General features: G+C 61.9%; 25 protein-coding genes. 14 read left to right on the top strand and 11 right to left on the bottom strand.

Annotation, left to right across the window (positions count from 1 at the left end; all coding sequences use genetic code 11):
- Window position 1: 1 nt before the first annotated feature.
- Window positions 2–385, bottom strand: coding sequence for a DUF2946 domain-containing protein (locus FIV39_RS30140; RefSeq protein ID WP_090403059.1), 384 nt, complete (start codon window positions 383–385; stop codon window positions 2–4).
- A 181-nt stretch (window positions 386–566) separates the two neighbouring features.
- On the opposite strand from FIV39_RS30140, the gene FIV39_RS30135 reads away from it, so the two are divergent.
- Window positions 567–1172: an SCO family protein gene (locus tag FIV39_RS30135; RefSeq protein ID WP_090403057.1), complete on the top strand. Its 606-nt coding sequence runs from the start codon at window positions 567–569 to the stop codon at window positions 1170–1172.
- Complete coding sequence (locus FIV39_RS30130) at window positions 1172–1639, top strand: copper chaperone PCu(A)C (RefSeq protein ID WP_090403055.1); 468 nt, start codon at window positions 1172–1174, stop codon at window positions 1637–1639. Before FIV39_RS30135 ends, FIV39_RS30130 begins: the two co-directional genes overlap by 1 nt.
- Before the next feature lie 88 nt (window positions 1640–1727).
- On the opposite strand, the gene FIV39_RS30125 is transcribed toward FIV39_RS30130, so the two are convergent.
- Window positions 1728–2057, bottom strand: a complete 330-nt coding sequence (locus tag FIV39_RS30125) for a DHCW motif cupin fold protein (protein WP_053134248.1) — start codon at window positions 2055–2057, stop codon at window positions 1728–1730.
- 140 nt (window positions 2058–2197) lie between these two features.
- On the opposite strand from FIV39_RS30125, the gene FIV39_RS30120 reads away from it, so the two are divergent.
- Complete coding sequence (locus FIV39_RS30120; RefSeq protein ID WP_090403053.1) at window positions 2198–2683, top strand: HIT family protein; 486 nt, start codon at window positions 2198–2200, stop codon at window positions 2681–2683.
- Here the strand turns inward: FIV39_RS30120 and FIV39_RS30115 are convergent.
- Window positions 2677–3147: a GNAT family N-acetyltransferase gene (locus tag FIV39_RS30115; protein ID WP_090403051.1), complete on the bottom strand. Its 471-nt coding sequence runs from the start codon at window positions 3145–3147 to the stop codon at window positions 2677–2679. The two genes, FIV39_RS30120 and FIV39_RS30115, sit on opposite strands and share 7 nt — an antisense overlap.
- Window positions 3148–3554: 407 nt before the next feature.
- Here FIV39_RS30115 and FIV39_RS30110 point away from each other — a divergent pair, with 407 nt between their 5' ends.
- The 5 genes from FIV39_RS30110 (at window position 3555) to FIV39_RS30090 (ending at window position 6270) form a co-directional block, all read left to right on the top strand.
- A complete protein-coding gene (locus tag FIV39_RS30110; RefSeq protein ID WP_090403048.1) occupies window positions 3555–3848 on the top strand; it encodes a fructose-bisphosphate aldolase in 294 nt (97 codons plus the stop codon).
- 186 nt (window positions 3849–4034) lie between these two features.
- Window positions 4035–4430: a hypothetical protein gene (locus FIV39_RS30105; RefSeq protein ID WP_143513862.1), complete on the top strand. Its 396-nt coding sequence runs from the start codon at window positions 4035–4037 to the stop codon at window positions 4428–4430.
- Window positions 4431–4748: 318 nt separating this feature from the next.
- Window positions 4749–5240: a GNAT family N-acetyltransferase gene (locus tag FIV39_RS30100; RefSeq protein WP_090403043.1), complete on the top strand. Its 492-nt coding sequence runs from the start codon at window positions 4749–4751 to the stop codon at window positions 5238–5240.
- Window positions 5241–5562: 322 nt separating this feature from the next.
- Complete coding sequence (locus FIV39_RS30095) at window positions 5563–5826, top strand: hypothetical protein (RefSeq protein WP_090403040.1); 264 nt, start codon at window positions 5563–5565, stop codon at window positions 5824–5826.
- Window positions 5827–5844: 18 nt separating this feature from the next.
- Window positions 5845–6270 carry a GNAT family N-acetyltransferase gene (locus FIV39_RS30090; RefSeq protein ID WP_090403038.1) on the top strand — a complete coding sequence of 142 codons (426 nt, stop codon included), beginning with the start codon at window positions 5845–5847 and terminating at the stop codon, window positions 6268–6270.
- A 69-nt stretch (window positions 6271–6339) separates the two neighbouring features.
- Here FIV39_RS30090 and FIV39_RS30085 read toward each other — a convergent pair whose 3' ends face one another.
- Both FIV39_RS30085 and FIV39_RS30080 read right to left on the bottom strand, forming a co-directional pair.
- Entirely contained in the window at window positions 6340–7548 is a 1209-nt protein-coding gene (locus tag FIV39_RS30085; protein WP_090403036.1) for a TPM domain-containing protein, read from the bottom strand.
- A gap of 5 nt (window positions 7549–7553) precedes the next feature.
- Window positions 7554–8765: a TPM domain-containing protein gene (locus tag FIV39_RS30080; protein ID WP_090403034.1), complete on the bottom strand. Its 1212-nt coding sequence runs from the start codon at window positions 8763–8765 to the stop codon at window positions 7554–7556.
- Between the two features lie 129 nt (window positions 8766–8894).
- Between FIV39_RS30080 and FIV39_RS30075 the strand changes: the two genes are divergently transcribed.
- Complete coding sequence (locus FIV39_RS30075) at window positions 8895–9710, top strand: alpha/beta fold hydrolase (protein WP_090403032.1); 816 nt, start codon at window positions 8895–8897, stop codon at window positions 9708–9710.
- Window positions 9700–10842 (top strand): PAS domain-containing sensor histidine kinase, encoded by a 1143-nt coding sequence (locus tag FIV39_RS30070; RefSeq protein WP_090403030.1) that lies wholly within the window; start codon window positions 9700–9702, stop codon window positions 10840–10842. The genes FIV39_RS30075 and FIV39_RS30070 overlap by 11 nt, the downstream gene beginning before the upstream one ends.
- Here FIV39_RS30070 and dapF read toward each other — a convergent pair.
- A complete protein-coding gene (gene dapF, locus FIV39_RS30065; RefSeq protein WP_090403027.1) occupies window positions 10830–11633 on the bottom strand; it encodes a diaminopimelate epimerase in 804 nt (267 codons plus the stop codon). The two genes, FIV39_RS30070 and dapF, sit on opposite strands and share 13 nt — an antisense overlap.
- 74 nt (window positions 11634–11707) lie before the next feature.
- Between dapF and FIV39_RS30060 the strand changes: the two genes are divergently transcribed.
- Window positions 11708–12211, top strand: coding sequence for an AAA family ATPase (locus FIV39_RS30060; protein ID WP_090403025.1), 504 nt, complete (start codon window positions 11708–11710; stop codon window positions 12209–12211).
- Here the strand turns inward: FIV39_RS30060 and FIV39_RS30055 are convergent.
- Window positions 12208–13809, bottom strand: a complete 1602-nt coding sequence (locus FIV39_RS30055) for a L,D-transpeptidase family protein (protein WP_090403022.1) — start codon at window positions 13807–13809, stop codon at window positions 12208–12210. The genes FIV39_RS30060 and FIV39_RS30055 overlap by 4 nt on opposite strands.
- A 38-nt stretch (window positions 13810–13847) precedes the next feature.
- On the opposite strand from FIV39_RS30055, the gene FIV39_RS30050 reads away from it, so the two are divergent.
- Both FIV39_RS30050 and FIV39_RS30045 read left to right on the top strand, forming a co-directional pair.
- Entirely contained in the window at window positions 13848–14561 is a 714-nt protein-coding gene (locus FIV39_RS30050; protein WP_090403020.1) for a murein L,D-transpeptidase catalytic domain family protein, read from the top strand.
- 30 nt (window positions 14562–14591) lie between these two features.
- Window positions 14592–15338 (top strand): creatininase family protein, encoded by a 747-nt coding sequence (locus FIV39_RS30045; protein WP_090403018.1) that lies wholly within the window; start codon window positions 14592–14594, stop codon window positions 15336–15338.
- A gap of 111 nt (window positions 15339–15449) precedes the next feature.
- On the opposite strand, the gene FIV39_RS30040 is transcribed toward FIV39_RS30045, so the two are convergent.
- Window positions 15450–15782: a YajG family lipoprotein gene (locus FIV39_RS30040; protein WP_090403016.1), complete on the bottom strand. Its 333-nt coding sequence runs from the start codon at window positions 15780–15782 to the stop codon at window positions 15450–15452.
- A 34-nt stretch (window positions 15783–15816) separates the two neighbouring features.
- Window positions 15817–16461 (bottom strand): ATPase, encoded by a 645-nt coding sequence (locus tag FIV39_RS30035; protein ID WP_090403014.1) that lies wholly within the window; start codon window positions 16459–16461, stop codon window positions 15817–15819.
- 130 nt (window positions 16462–16591) lie between these two features.
- On the opposite strand from FIV39_RS30035, the gene FIV39_RS30030 reads away from it, so the two are divergent.
- Entirely contained in the window at window positions 16592–16864 is a 273-nt protein-coding gene (locus FIV39_RS30030; RefSeq protein WP_090403012.1) for a hypothetical protein, read from the top strand.
- Here the strand turns inward: FIV39_RS30030 and yfcF are convergent.
- Both yfcF and FIV39_RS30020 read right to left on the bottom strand, forming a co-directional pair.
- Window positions 16839–17471, bottom strand: a complete 633-nt coding sequence (yfcF, locus tag FIV39_RS30025; protein WP_090403010.1) for a glutathione transferase — start codon at window positions 17469–17471, stop codon at window positions 16839–16841. The two genes, FIV39_RS30030 and yfcF, sit on opposite strands and share 26 nt — an antisense overlap.
- Window positions 17472–17567: 96 nt before the next feature.
- A complete protein-coding gene (locus tag FIV39_RS30020) occupies window positions 17568–18104 on the bottom strand; it encodes a DUF924 family protein (RefSeq protein ID WP_090403009.1) in 537 nt (178 codons plus the stop codon).
- Window positions 18105–18172: the final 68 nt, after the last annotated feature.

Genomic DNA, 18172 nt, shown 5'->3' with positions numbered 1-18172 from the left:
GTCAGAAGGCGGGGGATGCGCGTGGGTTGGCCGAGGGCCAGGAATAACGCGGCGGCGCCTTGTTGCGCCGCTCATGGGCCGGGCGTGGGGTTTGCCCCAGGCCCAGCAGCCAGGCCAGGCCGATCAGGAACACCAGCGCGACGCTCACGGCATTGCACACCGGGCAGGCAAAGTAGTTCGAGATGTTACTGGACGACGGCGCGCCCAGCCCTTTGTCGGAAAGTGGCGCCTGTTTGCCGTCCACCGCGCAGAACGCGCCACCGATCCCATTGAGCTGCTGGCCCATCATCTGGCCATGGCCCAAACCGCACACGAACAGGTTCATCAGCACGCAGAAGTACAGGGTCCAGACAATCAGGGAACGGTCGGGGTGGCTCAATTTCATGGCGGCGACTCTACCACCAGAGCCGCAAAAGGATGAAGCGCGGCGTGCCCCTGTGGCAGAACGTCGCAGATTACGCGGGCTGGCCAGGGTTGGTAGACTTGGCGCCCTCCTCGTTTACTCCTATTCAAAGCCTGCCGAGTTGATTTCGCGCAATGCGGGCGTTTCACAGGATGCACCGTTGATGAGTACGTTATTCACCCGCCGCAAGGTTCTGACCGGCATGGGCCTGTTGGGTCTGGGCCTGCTGGCCGGTTGTGACAACAGCCCCCGATTGAACTTCAGGTACGGCAAGGACTTGAGCGACAAGATCATGGGCCGCACCTTCAAGCTCAAGAACACCGAGGGCGACACCGTCACCCTCAGTTCCTACCGTGGCCTGATGCCGGTGGTGTTCTTCGGTTTCACCCAGTGCCCGGCCGTGTGCCCGACCACGCTGGCCCGCGCCGCCCAGGCCAAGAAGCTGATGGGCCGTGACGGCGAGATCATGCAGGTGATCTTTATCACCCTGGACCCGGAACGCGACACGCCGGAGATTCTCGACAAGTACGTCAAGGCCTTCGACCCCAGCTTCGAAGCGCTGTACGGCACCCCGGAAGAAATCGCCGTGGCCGCCAAGGAGTTCGGGATCTTTTATGAAAAGATCCCCGCCGGCGACACCTACACCCTGTCCCATACGGCCACCAGTTTTGTCTTCGACACCCGTGGCAACCTGCGCCTGGGCTTGCAGGCATCCCTTACCGCTAAAGAGTGCGCAGAAGACCTGCTCACCGTCATGGAGGTCTGCTAATGACTGCCGTTCAACACCTCAAACGCACCCTGATCGGCCTGTCCCTGCTGGGCCTCGCCGCCCACGCCAGCGCCCAGGTGCAAGTGACCGACGCCTGGGTACGCGCCTCGGTGCCGGGCCAACCGTCCAGCGGCGCGTTCATGACCGTGACCGCCGACAGCGACAGCAAGCTGCTCAGCGTGGCCTCGCCGGTGGCCAAAGACGTGCAGATCCATGAGATGAGCATGAAGGACGACGTGATGCGCATGGGCCCGGTGGACTCGGTGGCCCTGCCGGCGGGCAAGGCGGTCAAGCTCGACCCCGGCGGTTACCACGTGATGCTGATGGGCCTGACCGGCCAGATCAAGGAAGGTGACCAGGTGCCGCTGACCCTGACGGTGCAGGACGCCAAGGGCGAGAAGCAGACCGTTGAGGTTCAGGCCAAGGCGCGTGGGCTGGATGGCATGGACCATAGCAAGATGCATTGATGCACAGGATTTGTGTGGTTGTGCCTGTTTCTGTGGCTGTTCCTGTTTCTGTTTTTGTGGCGAGCGGGCTCGCCACAAAGATCACTCTTCAATCCACGATAAACAGCTTCGCCCCGACACTCGTCGAGGAACGATGCGCCTCCATGTCATTGCCCACCTGGTAACTCATCCCGGCCGTCAGCGTGAACTGGCGGCCGTCTTCCAGCTCCGTGTGCAGCTCGCCTTCCAGGCACAGCAGCACATGCCCGCGCGTGCACCAGTGATCGGCCAGGTAGCCGGGACTGTAATCGACCCTGCGCACGCGGGTGGTGCCGAAGTGGCAGGTGCGCCATGAGGCACTGCCGGTCACGCCGGGGTGAAGCTCGGGTTCGACGGTGGACCAGTCGGTGATGCCAAACGGGACAGCGGTGAGTTCCATGGTGTGCTCGGTTGTCAGTTAACGTGGCTGGAGGCTATCCACCTGACGGCGCGCACGATAGACACAGATCGCGTGGTTTTGTGGGATACAGGCGAGCGCGCTTGTTATCCTGCCGACCTTGCTCCCAAGGACGCGTGCTGATGCAGATCGACCCCGCCTACATCCTCTTTGAGACCGAGCACTGGCTGCTCAACCATCACCTGGCTTCGAAGCTGCCGGGTTACCTGATGCTGGGCGCCAAGGCGCCAATTGATTCCCTCGCCGATATGCCGGAGGCGGCGTTGGCCGAATTGGGTGGACTGCTGGCGAAAACCCAGCGGGTCATGGAAGCACACCTCAAGCCCAAGTGGTTGTATATCAGCCGCTATGGGCATATGCCGGGGTTCCCGCTGCACTTTCATTTCATCCCGGTGTATGACTGGGTGGAGGATGCATTCTGGCGGGATGAGCGTTATCGGCGGTTGCAGGGTTTGGGTTCGCAGGACCTGGCAAAAACGCTCACCGATGGCGCGGAACTGACCCTGTTTGTGTGGCGGGAGTTTGGCGAGAGCCTGATGCCGCCGGTGATCCACGGGCCTTCAGTAGCGCAGGTTATCGGGAACTTGCGCGCGCATTTGCGTCACTGATGCAGGTGTTTTTTCATCGGAATACACGCCAACTGCAACCCCGACGGCGAGTGGTAAATCGCCTGCTCATCGCCCACGTAGCCACACGCGCGATAAAAACTCGCAGCATTCAACGTCGCGTCCAGCACCACCTCTTCAATCGCCAGTTCCCGTGCGACATGCTCTAGGTGCTCCAGCATCGCCTTGCCATACCCGCGCCCGGTGAATGCGGGCAACACGAACAGCGCGCCGACTTCGTTGTTGGCCGGGTCGAGCATGCCGGTGGCCACCGGTTCACCGTTCAAGCAACCCAGGTAGAACGATTTTTCCATCAGCGCGCTGTAGCCGTCCTCGGCCTTGCCGCGGGTCCAGAGCGCCATTTGTTCGACGGTGTAGGCGCCGATGCATTGGCTGCGGATGGCTTCGCGGCGGATGTCAAAAGCGGCGTTGGCGTCGGTGGGGGTGGCGCGTTTTATTTCCAGCATGGGGTCGTTCCTTCATGCGTTTTCATGGCCCGCTCGGGTGAATGAATAACGGAGGTGAGGGAGCTTGCTCCCGCTTTGGCAGTTTAATCTTATCAAGCCCTTAGGCCGATGCCGTCGTTCGGCTAGTCGGTTGCACCTCGGCTGGCGGCACTTTATAGTTCGCCCCGTCGCCGGCTTTGGTCGGCGGCAGGGTTTCGCAGCCCTACAAAATAGAATCAACCTGCACAGTCATCAGACCCTCAGGCGGAGTACGCCTGCGTCTCGCTTTATGGCGGCTGTGCGTGGGAGACCTTCGGGTCTGCCGGGTGTGATTCTTCCTGGTCTGCGAACCCGCGCACAGTTGCCACCCAATCTGTTTCGCAGCAGCAAGGTGGCAGTTCTTTTTAGCCAAAATAGAATCGAACCTTATGACAACTCAACACCCGCCCCGCCGCTTCACCCCCATGTCCCAAACCGCAACCGACTACCCCGTGCTGCTGATCGACAGCGACGCCCCACTCAGCGAGCTGCATGCCTGCGCCAGTGAGCGTCTCAACGCCGCCCTCGCCTACCTGCACCTGATGGCCTGTTCCAACGTGTCCGACTATGCCGAGCACGACATCAACACCGTCGCCAATACCGCCCGGATCATGGTCCAGGATGTGGCGGATGTGTTTACGGTGATCGAGCGTCGAGGCCTTGGTGCGCCTGCGGTGAGTTGATGTGATTTGAGCGGTGAGGAAACCCCGCCTTGGCGGGTTTTCTGGTTTTTGAGGCCTACACCCAAACGGGGGTAATACCGGCAACATTTCCATTCACTCAGCGCCCTGGATGCCAGGAACCTTGCACGTTGAATCGGCCACTCAGTGAAGCGATCCATCCAACCCTCAAACTTACAGGTAATTACCATGCAAGGTATTCAACCCCCTCCTTCCTTCCACACCCCGCCGACACGGCCGGAAGCGCCTGAAGCGTTGCGTATGCCCCCTGCGCCAGGCATGCCGGACCGAGACGTCATCCGAGTCATTGTCACCGATGACAATATGTCTGCAACGACGGAGCTCTTTCATGAACTGGCCAAGCAGAACGGAATATCCGACGCCAGTGTGAGCGTTGGTTCGCCTCATGTTGCTGACTACACCACCCCGCCACAAAGGGTGTGGCCGGTCAGCATCAAGTTTCACCCAGACTGTCCCGATGACACATTCAGCCCTGTAAGGCTCGAAAACGTGAACAATTTCGGTAAACAGATCGACGAAGCACTGCGTAAAGCCCGGATTGTCGATGTAAGCCCGACAGAATGATGGGGTGGATGCCCCACTGATTCGGGCCGTCGATTTAACTGTAAAGAAACCCGCCTTGGCGGGTTTTCTGGTTTCAGGGATCTGTCATTTGAGCAAGACAAGGACTTGATAGCGTCTGTACCGCCGCCATCGCCGCGCGAAAGCTCGACGGCTCCCACGAGGGTTCGGCCGCCCAGACCGAGGCCTTGACGAACGAGCCGTTTTTCAAGCTCGTCGCCTCTACCACCCCGTAGATAACCAGGGCATGCCTGTAGACCGTGCCACAGGGTGGTTTTGTATCTATCATGCGTTCTTTCGTTCACAGCTCCAGGAACCCGCATGCCCGCCCTCACCCTGCGCAACGCCCTCCCCGCCGACGCCGCTCGTTGCTTCGAGATAGAAATCACTGCCTATGAAGGCGACGAAGCCGCGACCCTGGAAAAGATCGCCACACGCATTGCGCTATACCCGCAAGGCTTCCTGATCCTGGAAGCCGAGGGCGAGGTGGTGGGGTTTATCAATGGTGGCTGCGCCCATGAAGTGGTGATGTCGGACGAGGCGTTCAAGGAACTGGTGGGGCATTCGGCCGAGGCGCCGAATGTGGTGATCATGTCGGTGGTGGTCGACCCGGCGCATCAGGGCAAGGGGTATTCCAAGGTGCTGATGATCGAGTTCGTGCAGCGCATGCGCGCGATGGGCAAGCGCACGATTCACCTGATGTGCAAGGAACAGCATGTGCCGTTGTACGCGCGCATGGGCTACACCTATGTGCGTCCTTCACCCTCGGATCATGGCGGCATGGCCTGGCATGAGATGGTGATGGCTCTTTAACGCGGCACATTAACAACACGCCTGTTGTATCGCGTTGTGTAGGCGCAAAGAGTCATTACGCACATAAATGAATGACAAGGTTTAAAAACCTGGGGACCGGCGCCAATATCTGACGCCAGACCTCGCACTACGCACCGTTTTTCAAGACACTGCCGATAGCCAAAACCGCCAGTCGCTGAATCTCTGCCACCACAGTTTTAAACCGTTACACCCGTCTAAAACCGCCTGATTGAACGGCCATTCCGGCTTCTGTAGCCTGCGATGCAACTCGCCAAGGCGGGTTCTGTTGGTCTTTTTCTTACGCACTCAGAGAGGTTCAGTGATGTCTCCAATCAATAGTTTTAACCCCTACGCAGCGATGTCCCCGGCGGGGGAAATAGGCGGTTTTGATAACGACAAGCCAAGGCACAATCCCCTGGATCAAACAGCCGGGGATGATGCCGAAGTATTCGATCCCAACACCCAAAGCTGGCAACCCACCCAGGCCGCCGGTAACGGTCGATACGCCAACCTCGGTGATTCGTATCGCGAGGCGATAGACTTCGAAGCCAGGCCCGATAACATGGGCGGATGGCCACGCAACTAATACCACCTGGAAGCCGTGATGACTGCACCCCTCATTGAAATCAGCGCCCAAGCCGCCTCCGACGCCGAACACCTTCTCGGCAGCGGTCTTGCCGCGTTCAATGAAGCCATCACGGGCTTCAACGATCGTCAGCCACTGTCGGTGTTGATCAAGGATCCCACCACGCGGCAAGTCCTCGGCGGCATCACCGGCAAAACCACCCTGGGCACGGCCTTTCTCGACCTGTTCCACCTACCCGAGACTCTGCGCGGTACAGGCCTCGGCAGCCGGTTGCTGCAAGCCTTTGAGCACGAAGCCCGGCGTCGCGGCTGCACGAACGCGGTGCTCTATACCCTCAGTTTTCAGGCCCCGAGGTTTTATGAAAAGCATGGATGGGTGCGGTTTGGGGAGGTCCCTTGTGAACCGGCAGGCAGCAGTCGCGTGTTTCTGTCCAAGCGGCTGTAACGTTCAGGGGGTTGCCAAATAGCCGATTGCCATGGGTCTCGCCCTGGTGGGAATAATGTCAGCCATTGGTTACCAACTCCCCGACGCCCCGCCACCGCCACTGGAGCCACCGCCCCCGGAAGAACGGCTGCCGGAAGAGCTGCCGGAGCTCGAACCGGACCCGCGGAGTGACCTCGAACGACGACCGCCGCGGGGCTTGTCAAAGATAAGGACTGCAGGAAACGGGATCAGGAAAATCACGTACGGCCAATCACCGGCAACGTACTCAAACACTGTGAACACAGCCCCTGCCAGGTAAACCACCAACAACACCGACAAACGCAAGGAGAACGACTCCGGGCTATCTCTGCGGGACTCCTTGATCGCGTCGAATACTGCCCAGTAAATCAGCAACGTCACCAGGGCGCCCAGCGACCACTCCATCCACTCCGTCCATTCCATGAAATGGATACCCACGCACAGGTACGCGATCGCCACCGCGACGATGTAGATCAACAGCACCAACGCGCAGTAGAACACCCTGCGCACACGCCACAGCGCAGCAAAAACGGCGCCACCGATCAGCATGTTCGCCGGAAATACCAGGAGATAGACCGGCCAATCACCACCCCCGACAAAAGCGACGACCAGTCCCGTGAGCACCGCCGTGGCAATCAAGGCGCGGCGCCAGTGCAGCTTACGGGTAACCATCAGTACGCCGCCGCCGGCGCCGATCACAAACGCCAGCAACACGGCAATGGCGCCAAGGGGCAGCCCCGGATCAGCGATCTTGAGCGGATCACCGCCATCCACCAGAGTGATCAGATCATTCACCCCCCGGGCAACACCGCCCACATAGTTGCCCTCTCGAAACGCCGGGAGAATGTGCTCTTCAATGATGAGGTGGGCCAGCAAATCGGTCACGGTGCCTTCCAGCCCGTAGCCCACTTCGATGCGCACCTTGCGGTCCTCCTTGGCCACCAGCAGCAGGATGCCGTCGTTGACGCCCTTACGCCCCAGTTTCCAGGCGCGGAACAGTTGGTTGGTGTAGTCCTCGAGGCTGGCGTCGCCGGTAGTGGGCACCAGCAATACGGCGACCTGCGAGCCTGTGCGCTGCTCAAGGGCGGCGAGTTGGTCGGTGAGGCGGGTGATGGTGGCGCCGTCGAGGGTGTGGGTGAGGTCGATCACCCGCTGGTCAAGGGCAACGCCGATAGGCGAAGTGTCGGCCTGCGCAGTGACAAACAGGCCGGCGCACACCAGCACCAGCAGACTCAGGACCCATTGCTGCAAGGACCGCATCCTGTTTACCAACTCCCCGACGCCCCGCCGCCACCACTGGAGCCACCACCCCCCGAGGAGCTGCTGTCGGAACTGCTGCTGGAACTGGACCCGCTGGAACTCGAACCGGAGCCACCGCCCGACCCCGAGCCTCCACTGGCGATGCTCTGCACAAACACGATAAACGCCACAAAGGAGGCCACTGGAATCGCCACGATCCAGCCCTGATACCCGTGCCCAAACAGTGTCCCCGCAGCGACGTAGATGGCCATGACCGCCAGCGCACGCAGGAGGAAAAAGCGCGGGCTCTTTTTCCAGGAGGCTTTGATGACGAAGAACAACCCGAGGTACAAGCCCAGCACCAACGCCCCGCCAAACGGCCACACCAGCCAATGGATATAACTGACCTCCACAAACCGATTGGCTATCACCACCCCGACGATGTAGGCCAACAGCCCTATCACGCAGTAGAACGCGGTGCGCGCCAGCCACAATGCGCCGAAGGTGGCGCCGCCAATCAGGAGGGTCAGCGGCAATACCAGCAGGTACATCGGCCATTCCCGGCCCCCGGCGAACACCACCAGCAACACGGTGACGGCCGCCGTGGCGATCAGTGCTCCACGCCAGCCCAGCTTGCGCGCGGCGATCAACACGCCGCCGATGGCGCCAAGGATAAACGCCAGCAACACCGCGATGGCCTCGGGAGCAACCCCCGGCCCTGTCACCTGCGGCAGGTCACCGCCGTCCACCAGCAGCACCAGATCGTTCACCCCCTGGACCACACCGCCGGCATAGTCGCCCTGGCGAAACGCCGGGGTGATGTGTTCTTCAATGATGCGGTGGGCCAGCAGGTCGGTCACCGTGCCTTCCAGGCCATAGCCCACCTCGATGCGCACCTTACGGTCGTCCTTGGCCACGACCAGCAGGATGCCGTCGTTGACGTCCTTGCGCCCCAGTTTCCAGGCGCGGAACAGTTGATTGGCGTAGTCCTCGATGCTGGCGCCACCGGTGGTCGGCACCAGCAATACGCCAACCTGCGCGCCTTTGCGCTGTTCAAGGGCGGCGAGTTGGTCTTTCAGGCGAGTGGTGGTGTCGGCGTCGAGGGTGTTGGTGAGGTCGATCACCCGCTGGTCGAGGGCCACGCCGATGGGCGAAGTCTCGGCTTGGGCGGTGATAAACAGGCTGGCGGAGATCAATACCAGCAGACTCAAGACGGATTGCCGCAACCACCGCATCATGTTTGTTACCTGAAGTTTCTTCCTGAAGGCGCTGACTTTACCTTATCAGCGCTATAACGCGTGACCCAAAGCCATCGACTATCTAAACTGCAGCACACATAGCAATACGCCATAACTTCGAGATTCCCCATGGGCCTACTCCAGCGCAACAACGTCAACGTGATGGGTGACGGGCACTCGACCCTGGTGTTTTCCCATGGTTTTGGCTGCAACCAGGCCATGTGGAATTACCTCGCGCCGCAGTTCAAAGACCGTTTTCGCGTGGTGATGTATGACTTGGTGGGCGCCGGTCTCTCCGACCTCAACGCCTTTGACAAGGCCAAGTACAGCGCACTGGACGGCTATGCCCGCGACTTGAACGAGATCATCGACGCCTTTGCCGAGGGCCCGGTGATTCTGGTGGGGCACTCGGTCAGTGCGATGATCGGCACCCTCGCCGACCGCCTGGCCCCCGGCCGTGTCGCCGCCCACGTGATGATCGGCCCGTCGCCACGCTATATCGATGCCGACGGTTACGTAGGCGGTTTCAAACGCGCCGACATCGACGACCTGCTCGACACCCTCGACAGCAACTACCTCGGCTGGTCCAGTGCCATGGCCCCGGTGATCATGGGTGCACCCGGCCAACCGGCGCTGAGCGACGAGCTGACCGAGAGTTTCTGTCGCACCGAGCCGGACATCGCCAAGCAGTTCGCGCGAGTGACCTTTATGTCGGACAACCGCCAGGACGTGATCGGCCTGCCCACGCCGGTGTTGATCCTGCAATCGAGCAACGACCTGATCGCGCCCGTGGCCGTGGGCGAATACCTGCACAGCGTGCTGCCCAACAGCACCTATTGCCTGGTGGACAATGTCGGCCATTGCCCGCACATGAGCGCGCCGCAGGCCTGCGCGGCGGCCATGGACGCTTTCCTGGTGCCGTGGATGCCCGCACGTGCCGGCTGAGCTGTTCGACAGCGCCGCCTGCGCCCTGGCCGTCACCACGGAAGATGGCACGATCCTGCAGGCCAACGCGCGCTTCAGCGACTGGCTGGGGTTCAGCATCGCCGAGCTGCATGGCCGGCACTTCCAGGACCTGCTGAGCATGGGCGGGCGGATCTTCCACCAGACCCACCTGGCGCCGATGCTGCGCATGCACGGCAGCGTCACCGAGGTGAAGCTGGACATGCTGCACCGCGACGGCCACAAGGTGACCGTGCTGCTCAACGGCAACAAACGCGAACAGGCCGGCGCCGTGGTGTACGACCTGGCGCTGTTCGGCACCACCGACCGCGACAAGTACGAACGCGAGTTGCTCAACGCACGCAACCTGGCCGAAGCACTGTTGCAGGAAAAAACCGCCACCGAAGTCGCGTTGCAGCAAGCCCAGGCCGAGCTGAAGGAGGCCTACGCTATCGCTCAGCGTCGCGCGCTGTTTGCCGAGCAAATGGTCGCGATTGTCAGCCATGACCTGAAAAACCCACTCACGGCGATTCGCATGGCGTCGGACTTTCTCAACCGTGGCGAACGCACCGCCAAGGAACGCCAGTTGCTGGGGCATATCGGCCAGTCGTCCGAGCGCGCGCAACGCATGATTGCCGACCTGCTGGACTTTACCCAGGCACGGGTTGGTCACGGCATCACCATCAAGGCGGCGCCGCTGGACCTGCACGAGGTGATCCATCGCGCGGTGGACGAACTGCGTGTGGCGTTCCCCAAGGCAACGCTGGAGCACCAGGCACAAGGCCGTGGCGACGCCTGCCTGGATGCCGATCGCGTGCAGCAGATCATCGGCAACCTGGTGGCCAACAGCGTGGCCTATGGCGACCCGCAACGGCCGATCACCATCACCTCGCGCCTGGATGACGGCGCTTGCGAAGTGGCGGTGCACAACCACGGCACGGCGATTCCCGAAGCCTTGCTGGCCGGGTTGTTCGAGCCCATGACCCGTGGCACCGACCAAGGCAGCGACGTGCGCAGCGTGGGCCTGGGCCTGTATATCGTGCGGGAATTGGCCAGGGTGCATGGCGGCGATGTGGCCGTGCGTTCCTGTGCCACGGCCGGCACCACCTTCACGGTGACGTTTCAGAACAGGTAGGCACTGCCTTGCATGATCGGCTCCACACTGCCCGTCAACACCACACCGCCCTGCCCGTCCCAATGCACCGTAACCGTACCGCCGTCGCACTGCACCTGCACCGTGGCATCCAGCAAGCCACGGCGGATGCCATTGACCACCGCGCCGCAGCAACACGAACCGGACCCCAACGGCACGCCGCCGCCACGCTCCCAGATGCGCAGGCGGATATGCCCACGGTCGAGCACCTCTACGAAATGCACATTGGTCCTGGCCGGGAACAGCGGGTGAACTTCCAGCGTCGGGCCCACGGCGGCCGGGTCGATGGCGTAGATATCGGCCACGAAAAACGTGCAATGGGGGTTGCCCATGCTGCACGCCGCCGGGTTGCCCGCTAGCGGTAACGTACATGTATCCATGGCCTCGGCCAGCGGCACGGCCGCCCAGTCCAGCGACGGCGCGCCCATGTCCACCGACACCCGCCGCCCCGCCTCGCGCACGCAGGTCAGCAGGCCACGGTCGGTGCGCAGCACCACCGAATCGCTGCGGGTTTCATGCATCAAGCGGTCGGCCACCCCACGCGTGGCGCTGCCGCAGGTTGCCAGCGGCGTGCCGTTGGGGTTCCAGAATTTGACGCGCGCGGCGGCGTCTTCGCAGTCGAGCACCACGGCCAGCTGATTGAAACCGATGCCGGTGTGGCGATTGCCCAGGCGGCGTGCGACTTCCGGGGTGACGGGGTCGTCCAGGCCACGGCGATCGATGATGATGAAATCGTCGCCATGGGCGTGCATCTTTGTGAACGGCAAGGTCATGGGCTGTCCTGGGGTCGACCGGTGGGGGAACTGGAGGATACCCTGAACCGCCCCGACCTTATCGAGCGTCAAGCATGCTTATCGTCTTCAGCGGATTGCCAGGCACTGGCAAAACCACAATTGCCCGCGAACTGGCACACCAGACCGGTGCGGTTTACCTGCGCATCGATGTGATCGAACAGGCCATTCGCGACGCGGGCGTATTGGCGGGCGATGTCGGTGCCAGCGGTTACGGCGTGGCGAATGCGCTGGCGCTGAGTAACTTGCAGTTGGGCCATAGGGTCGTCGCCGATTGCGTGAACCCGGTGCAGGAAAGCCGGGCAGCCTGGACAGCGACGGCCGCGATGGCAGACGCGGCGCTGATCAATGTTCAGGTGGTATGTACAGACGCGCAGGAACACCGGCGCCGTGTGGAAACCCGTACGGGCGACATTCCTGGGTTGACTCCGCCGACTTGGCAGTCGGTATCGGCGCATGAGTACGAGCGCTGGGGCCAGCCCGTGCTGACCCTCGACACGGCCTCCGTGACAGCCACCGAGGCCGTCGCGTTAATCGTCGCCCACACGGCAATGCCCTAGAGCACGCTCCCCATCGCCTTCATCAACACCAGGTCGCGCCCATAAATATCCGGCGCATACACCAGGTCACCCTGGCCATCGACCTGCACCGTCCAGTAGCCCAACAGCACCGGCACCGGGGTGGCCAGCCTGAATTCGTGGGTCACGCCGGTGGCCAGCAGTTCATCGGTGCGTGCACGTTCGGCCGGGCTTACCAGCAGGTCGCGCAGCAACAACGGTTGTTCGACCCTGACGCAGCCGGAGCTGAATGCCCGTGGCCCTTTGGTGAACAGCGGTTGGCTGGGGGTGTCGTGCAGGTACACCGAGTACGGGTTGGGGAAGCGCATCACGATCTTGCCCAGCGGGTTGCGCGGGCCGGCTTCCTGGCGCAGGAGGATGTTGCCGGGGCGCGCCCAGTCGATATTTTCCGGCGCCAGCGGGTGGCCTTCGGCGTCGAGCACTTGCAGGTTCTGCTGGCGCAGGTATTCGGGGTTGAGGCGGATGGCAGGGAGTTTGTCCTCACGCATGATGGTGGGCGGGATGGTCCAGGTGGGGTTGAGGGTCAGCCGGGTGATGCGGGACTTGAGCAGCGGCGTCTGGCGTTCGGCACGGCCTACTTGCAGGCGCGTTTGCCACACCGGGATGCCACTCTGGTACACGCTCAGTTGCGCGGCGGCGACGTTGACCAGCACGCCTTCGGGTTCCAGGTCCTGGGCCAGCCAGCGGAAACGCTCGAGGTTGATGCGCAGTTGTTCGCGGCGCATGGCCGGGCTGATATTGAGTTCGGCCACGGTGCCGGCGCCGATCACGCCGTCCGATTGCAAGGAGTGACTGAGCTGGAAGGCCTTCACCGCCGTGACCAGTTCCGGACCGTATTGTTTGCCCGCGCCCTTGGGTTCGTCGGGCAGGTAGCCACCGCTGTGGAGCCGACGGGCCAGTTCGGGGACGCGCGGGTCGTCCATGCCGGGACGCAATAACGGCCCGCTGCCGACCGGGTCCCAATGGGGCAAGGGTTGCAGGCGCACCGTGGAATAAGCGTTACGCAGGCTGCGGTACAGATCGGCGCTGGGGCGCGCCTGGTCAAAGGCTTGGGCCATGTCGTGCAGGCCGACAGCAGCGAGGGCCAGCACTTCGGTGTCGGGGTCGCGGGTGGGCGGCTGCGAATGCCACAGCGGCTCGAAGCGCGATTGCTGCAGGCGTCCGTAATGCAGGTCCTGCAGGGCTTGCAGGTAGTGCCGGCTGAGGTCGATGTCGCTGCACAGCACATTGGCCATGGCATCCGCCGCAGGCAGACTATAGTGGGTGGGGTCCAACCCGTCATCGGCGAGCATCTGCAATTGGGCGTGCAGTGCCTCGCGGCGATCCTTGGCGGACCACAGCGGCCCATTACCCTGCTGCTGGTAGAACGCTTGCAGGCGCAGTTGGGCGGCGGCGTCTATCTGCGCGGCAAGGCCGGGGCAGACGCTGGGCAGTTGCGCCAGCGCCTGTTGCACCGGGGCCAGCTCGACCGGCGCTGGCGTCGTGACCGGCAACGGCTCGACCGGCAGCACGTCGGCTGTGGCGACCAATGGTGCAACGAGCAGGCAAATGCTCAAGTAACATGCGTGTTTTTTGAACAATAGCTTTGCTCCAATCCACAGTGGGGGATGTACTGTAGATGCTGACTTTTATATGCCGCCTCGGTTTGGTCACCGTAGGCCTGGCTTTACTGAGCAATGTTGCGCTCGCCGCCAATGGCAACCCTCCTTCCTTGTATAGCAGCCTGGCGCGCTCGGCTCCAGAACTCAATCCCACTGTACTGAAAAGCGCCCTGAGCGCCGTGCAATGCGCGGTCAATAATGGCGAGGAACGCTCCGAGCGCCTGGCCGTGATTGACTATTCCCAGCCTTCAACCGCCCGTCGGCTGTGGATCTTCGACCTGCGCAAGAAAACCCTGGTGTTGCGTGACCTGGTGGCCCACGGCGCCAAGTCCGGGGAAAACTTCGCCACCCAGTTCTCCAACCTGGAAGGCAGCCACCAATCCAGCCTGGGCCTGTTCCGCACCCAGGAAAGCTACCTCGGCACCCATGGCTACTCGCTGCGCATGGACGGCCTGGAGCCGGGGTTCAACGACCAGGCCCGCGACCGCGCCATCGTGATTCACGCCGCCGACTACGTCAGCCCCTTGTGGAGCAAGCGCGAAGGCCGCATTGGCCGCAGCCAGGGTTGCCCGGCCGTGCGCCCGCAGGTGGCGCGCCAGGTGGTGGATAAGCTCAAGGATGGGCAGTTCATGTTTTCGTGGTACCCCGACCAGCGTTGGTTGAAGTCCTCGACGTACCTCAATTGCAAACCCCAACAGGTGGCGAGTAGTCGTACAATCCGTGGCGGTTAGCCTGTCCCCACAGATAAAAGAGAGCTTCGCATGCTTCTACATCAATCGACCTGGATCGAGATCGGGCAGTTCCTGGAACGCAGCCGCACGGTGGTGATCCCCATCGGCTCCAACGAACAACACGGCCCCACCGGCCTGCTGGGCACCGACTGGATGTGCCCGGAAATCATCGCCCATGAGGCGCAAAAGAACGCCGACATCCTCATCGGCCCGACCTTCAATATCGGCATGGCCCAGCACCACCTGGGCTTCCCCGGCACCATTTCCCTGCGCCCTTCCACCTTTATCGCGGCGATTGGCGACTGGGTGCGCTCGCTGGCCGGGCATGGTTTCGACAAGATCCTGTTTTTGAACGGCCACGGCGGCAATATCGCCACGATTGAAGCGGCGTTCTCCGAGTTGTACGCCGAGGCGAGCTTTAGCCGTCGCCCTGCCGGGTTTGCGCTGAAGCTGGTGAACTGGTGGGACCTGGAAGGCGTCACCGACCTGGCGCACCGCCAATTTCCGGTGGGCCATGGCAGCCATGCCACACCCTCGGAGATCGCGGTGACGCAGTGGGCGTACCCGGACGCGATCAAGTCGGCCAACTACTCCCCGCAAATCGCCAACACCGGGCCGATCCGTGAAGCCCTGGACTTCCGCGCCCGCTTCCCCGACGGGCGCATGGGCTCGGACCCGGCGCTGGCGACGGTGGAGAAAGGTGGGGAGTTGGTGGCGCTGGCCGCTCAAGGGCTGGTGAAAACGGTTAACAGCTTCAGCAGCGAAGTCAGACCTTAGGCCTTATGCAGTTCTAAATGTGGGAGGGGGCTTGCTCCCGATCGCGGTGGGTCAGCTACAGATAAACTGGCTGTTCCACCGCGACCGGGGGCAACCCCCCTCCCACATTGGTTATCTGCAGTCCTGCGCAACCTGTTCAAGCCGCGACGGCGTGATGGTCGACGCCAGCGGCTTGCGCTCATACAAAAACACCTTGCCGCCGTCCCCGGCCTTGTAGACCTCCAGCACATCATCGGCGGCAATCTTGCTGGTCAACACCACCTTGGCGTGGCGTGAGTTCTGCGTCACGGTGGAGGTGATGCCGTGTTTTTCCAGCTTGGGCAGTACGCAGAGCACATAGGCTTCCGGGCTTTTGCTGGTTTGCAGGGTCAAGGTCGGACTGTTGGGGGCGGAAACACAACCGGCCAGCAACAGGGCCGCGGCCGGTACGAAAAAAGAGCGCATGAAAAAATCCCGAGTATAAAAATAAAGGTTCACATCAACCCGCGCGAACCAGCGCCTTGAGCGAGGCATCGAACTGCTTCAGGGCGTCGAGTTGTACATCCCGCTGCTGCTCGATCCGCGCGGCAATCTCCGGTGCGGCCTTGTCGTGCACCCACACCGAAGGCACCTGCCTGTGCACCGAGCCTTCGGCCTTGGCGATGTATTGCAGATCTGCGTCATAGAACCGCGCAGTAAAGCGCGCCTCGACCTGATCGTTACGCTGGGTCAGCAGTTGGTTATGGGTATCGAGCATCACCACCACATCGGGGTGAGCCTGCACCAGGGCATCCAGGTTGTCGTAGACCGTCACCGACAGAAAGGTTCCCTGCAGCGAGCTCATCAACCAATCAATGGCCAGTTCCGGGTCGGAGCTGTTGACGAACGCCTCGCGGATACGCCCGTCAAGGGCATCCTTGGCGCCATTCAAGGCCATGTCGTGGTAGCGTTCAAGGTAGCTGAGGTTGTCGCGGGTGTTATCGCTTAACAACACGCCCACCGATTGCGCATGCAGCAGGGAGTTTACGCTACCGACGATAGGTAGCAAATGGCCTGTACGTAGTTCATCGGCGATGGCAGCATTGCTCACCACCACAGTGCCGAGCATCAGAATCATTAAACCCAGCTGAATAATCGTCCTCATCGCGCATTTCCTTGAACAGCGTCTCGATGGGGCAATTTTGCGCTTTCCCTGTAAAAACAGAACTTGCGATGCGTGATGGTGACTATTATCTGAAGCGATAGTGTCGCGATAAATCTTATAAGGAGCCGCCATGAAGCCCCACCAGAAAACCTTCGACCGTATTCGCGAAGCGGTCTTGCCGGAGTTTCGCGAGCGAGTCGCCGATTACCTGGCCGACTATGAACACGTGCTGCAGGCCCCGAACGCCGACCCAGACCAAGTCTGCGCCAGCGCCCAACAATTGCGCGGCTACCTGCGTGGTTTGAACACCACGCGGGTGCTGGGCATGGCGGACTGGGAAGACCTGGACCGGCGCGTGGCGCAAATGACCGCAAACGCTACAGCGCAGGACGTGGCTGGTTGAGCCATTCCTGTACCGATGGCCGGCTCCACTGGCGTTGCGCGTAGTCCACCAGCTCGGCGGGCACGCTGTCGCCGTTGAGGATCAGGCGATTGAGCATCACGGCCAGGTCCAGGTCAGCAATGCACCACTCACCGAACAAGTACGACGGGTCACCCGCCAGCAGCGCCTGCGCCGCACTGATCAAGCGGCGTGCTGCCGCTTGGGCGTGCGCTGACAACGGCGGCATTTTCTGCCCATAAAACACCACCAGGGTCGAACGCTCCTGGCGAATCGGCAGCAAGTCACTGCGCAACCACGCCTGTACCTGTCGCGCCCTCGCCCGCTGTTTTGGATCGGCCGGGTACACACTGGTCTCGGGGTAGACCTGGTCCAGGTATTCGGTAATCGCGGAGGATTCCGACAAGGCAAAATCGCCTTCCACCAGGGTCGGCACCCGCTGGGTCACGGACAGCTGGGCAAAATCGGCAGTCTGGTTTTGCGCGGCCTCCAGGTCCATGGTGACCAGGTCGAAGGCCAGGCCTTTTTCCCGCAGGGTCACGAACACCGACATCGCGTACGGGCTGGTGTAGAGCGAATCAACGTAGAGGCGTAACGGGGGCTGGTTCATGGCGGGGCTCCTTGGGTGAAGCCCTACGCTACGAGATGTGCGGCGGGAAAGACAATGCGCTGTTTTTATGGGGGCATTCCTGGACGGAATAGCGGGTTAACCGGCAAAACCGCCCTTGTCCAGAAAGGCGCGTTCTTCATCCGTGGTGTCCCTGGCCAGCACCGCATTACGATGGGGAAAACGCCCGAAGCGCTCGATGATCTGCGCGTGCTGCTTGGCCCAGCGGTAGGTGTTGGCGTCCAACTGCTGGTTGAGGGTCAGGGAGCGTTGCTGGTCCTTTGGGTCTTCCGAGTGTTCGAACGGCAAATAACAGAACGCACGCAATGCCGGCTCAACCTGCCGGTCGAGCCCGGCGTCCACCATGCGCTGGGCATACAGGCGCGCGAGCGGGTCGGTGGCGAACATATGCGCGGTGCCGCGAAAGGCGTTGCGTGGGTATTGGTCGAGCAGGATCAGCAAGGCCAGGGTGCCTTCGGCTGAGTCCAGCCAGCTTTCCAATTCACGCCGGGCGGCTTGCAGGTGGGTGGCGTGGAAAGTGTCGCGGAAGGTGGCGTCGAAGGCATCGTCCTTGGCGAACCAGCGTTTGGGGCCGGCTTGCTGCCAGAAGTCGATGACGGCTTGGGGGGTGCTCATGCTCAGGGCCTACGAAAACGATTTCACTGACGGTATCAGAATCCACGATCTGCGTCGGGCTTTAGAGA

This window comes from Pseudomonas grimontii, assembly GCF_007858185.1.
GTDB classification, from domain to species: Bacteria; Pseudomonadota; Gammaproteobacteria; order Pseudomonadales; family Pseudomonadaceae; genus Aquipseudomonas; species Aquipseudomonas grimontii.
This window is presented reverse-complemented; position numbering and strand designations above follow the sequence as displayed.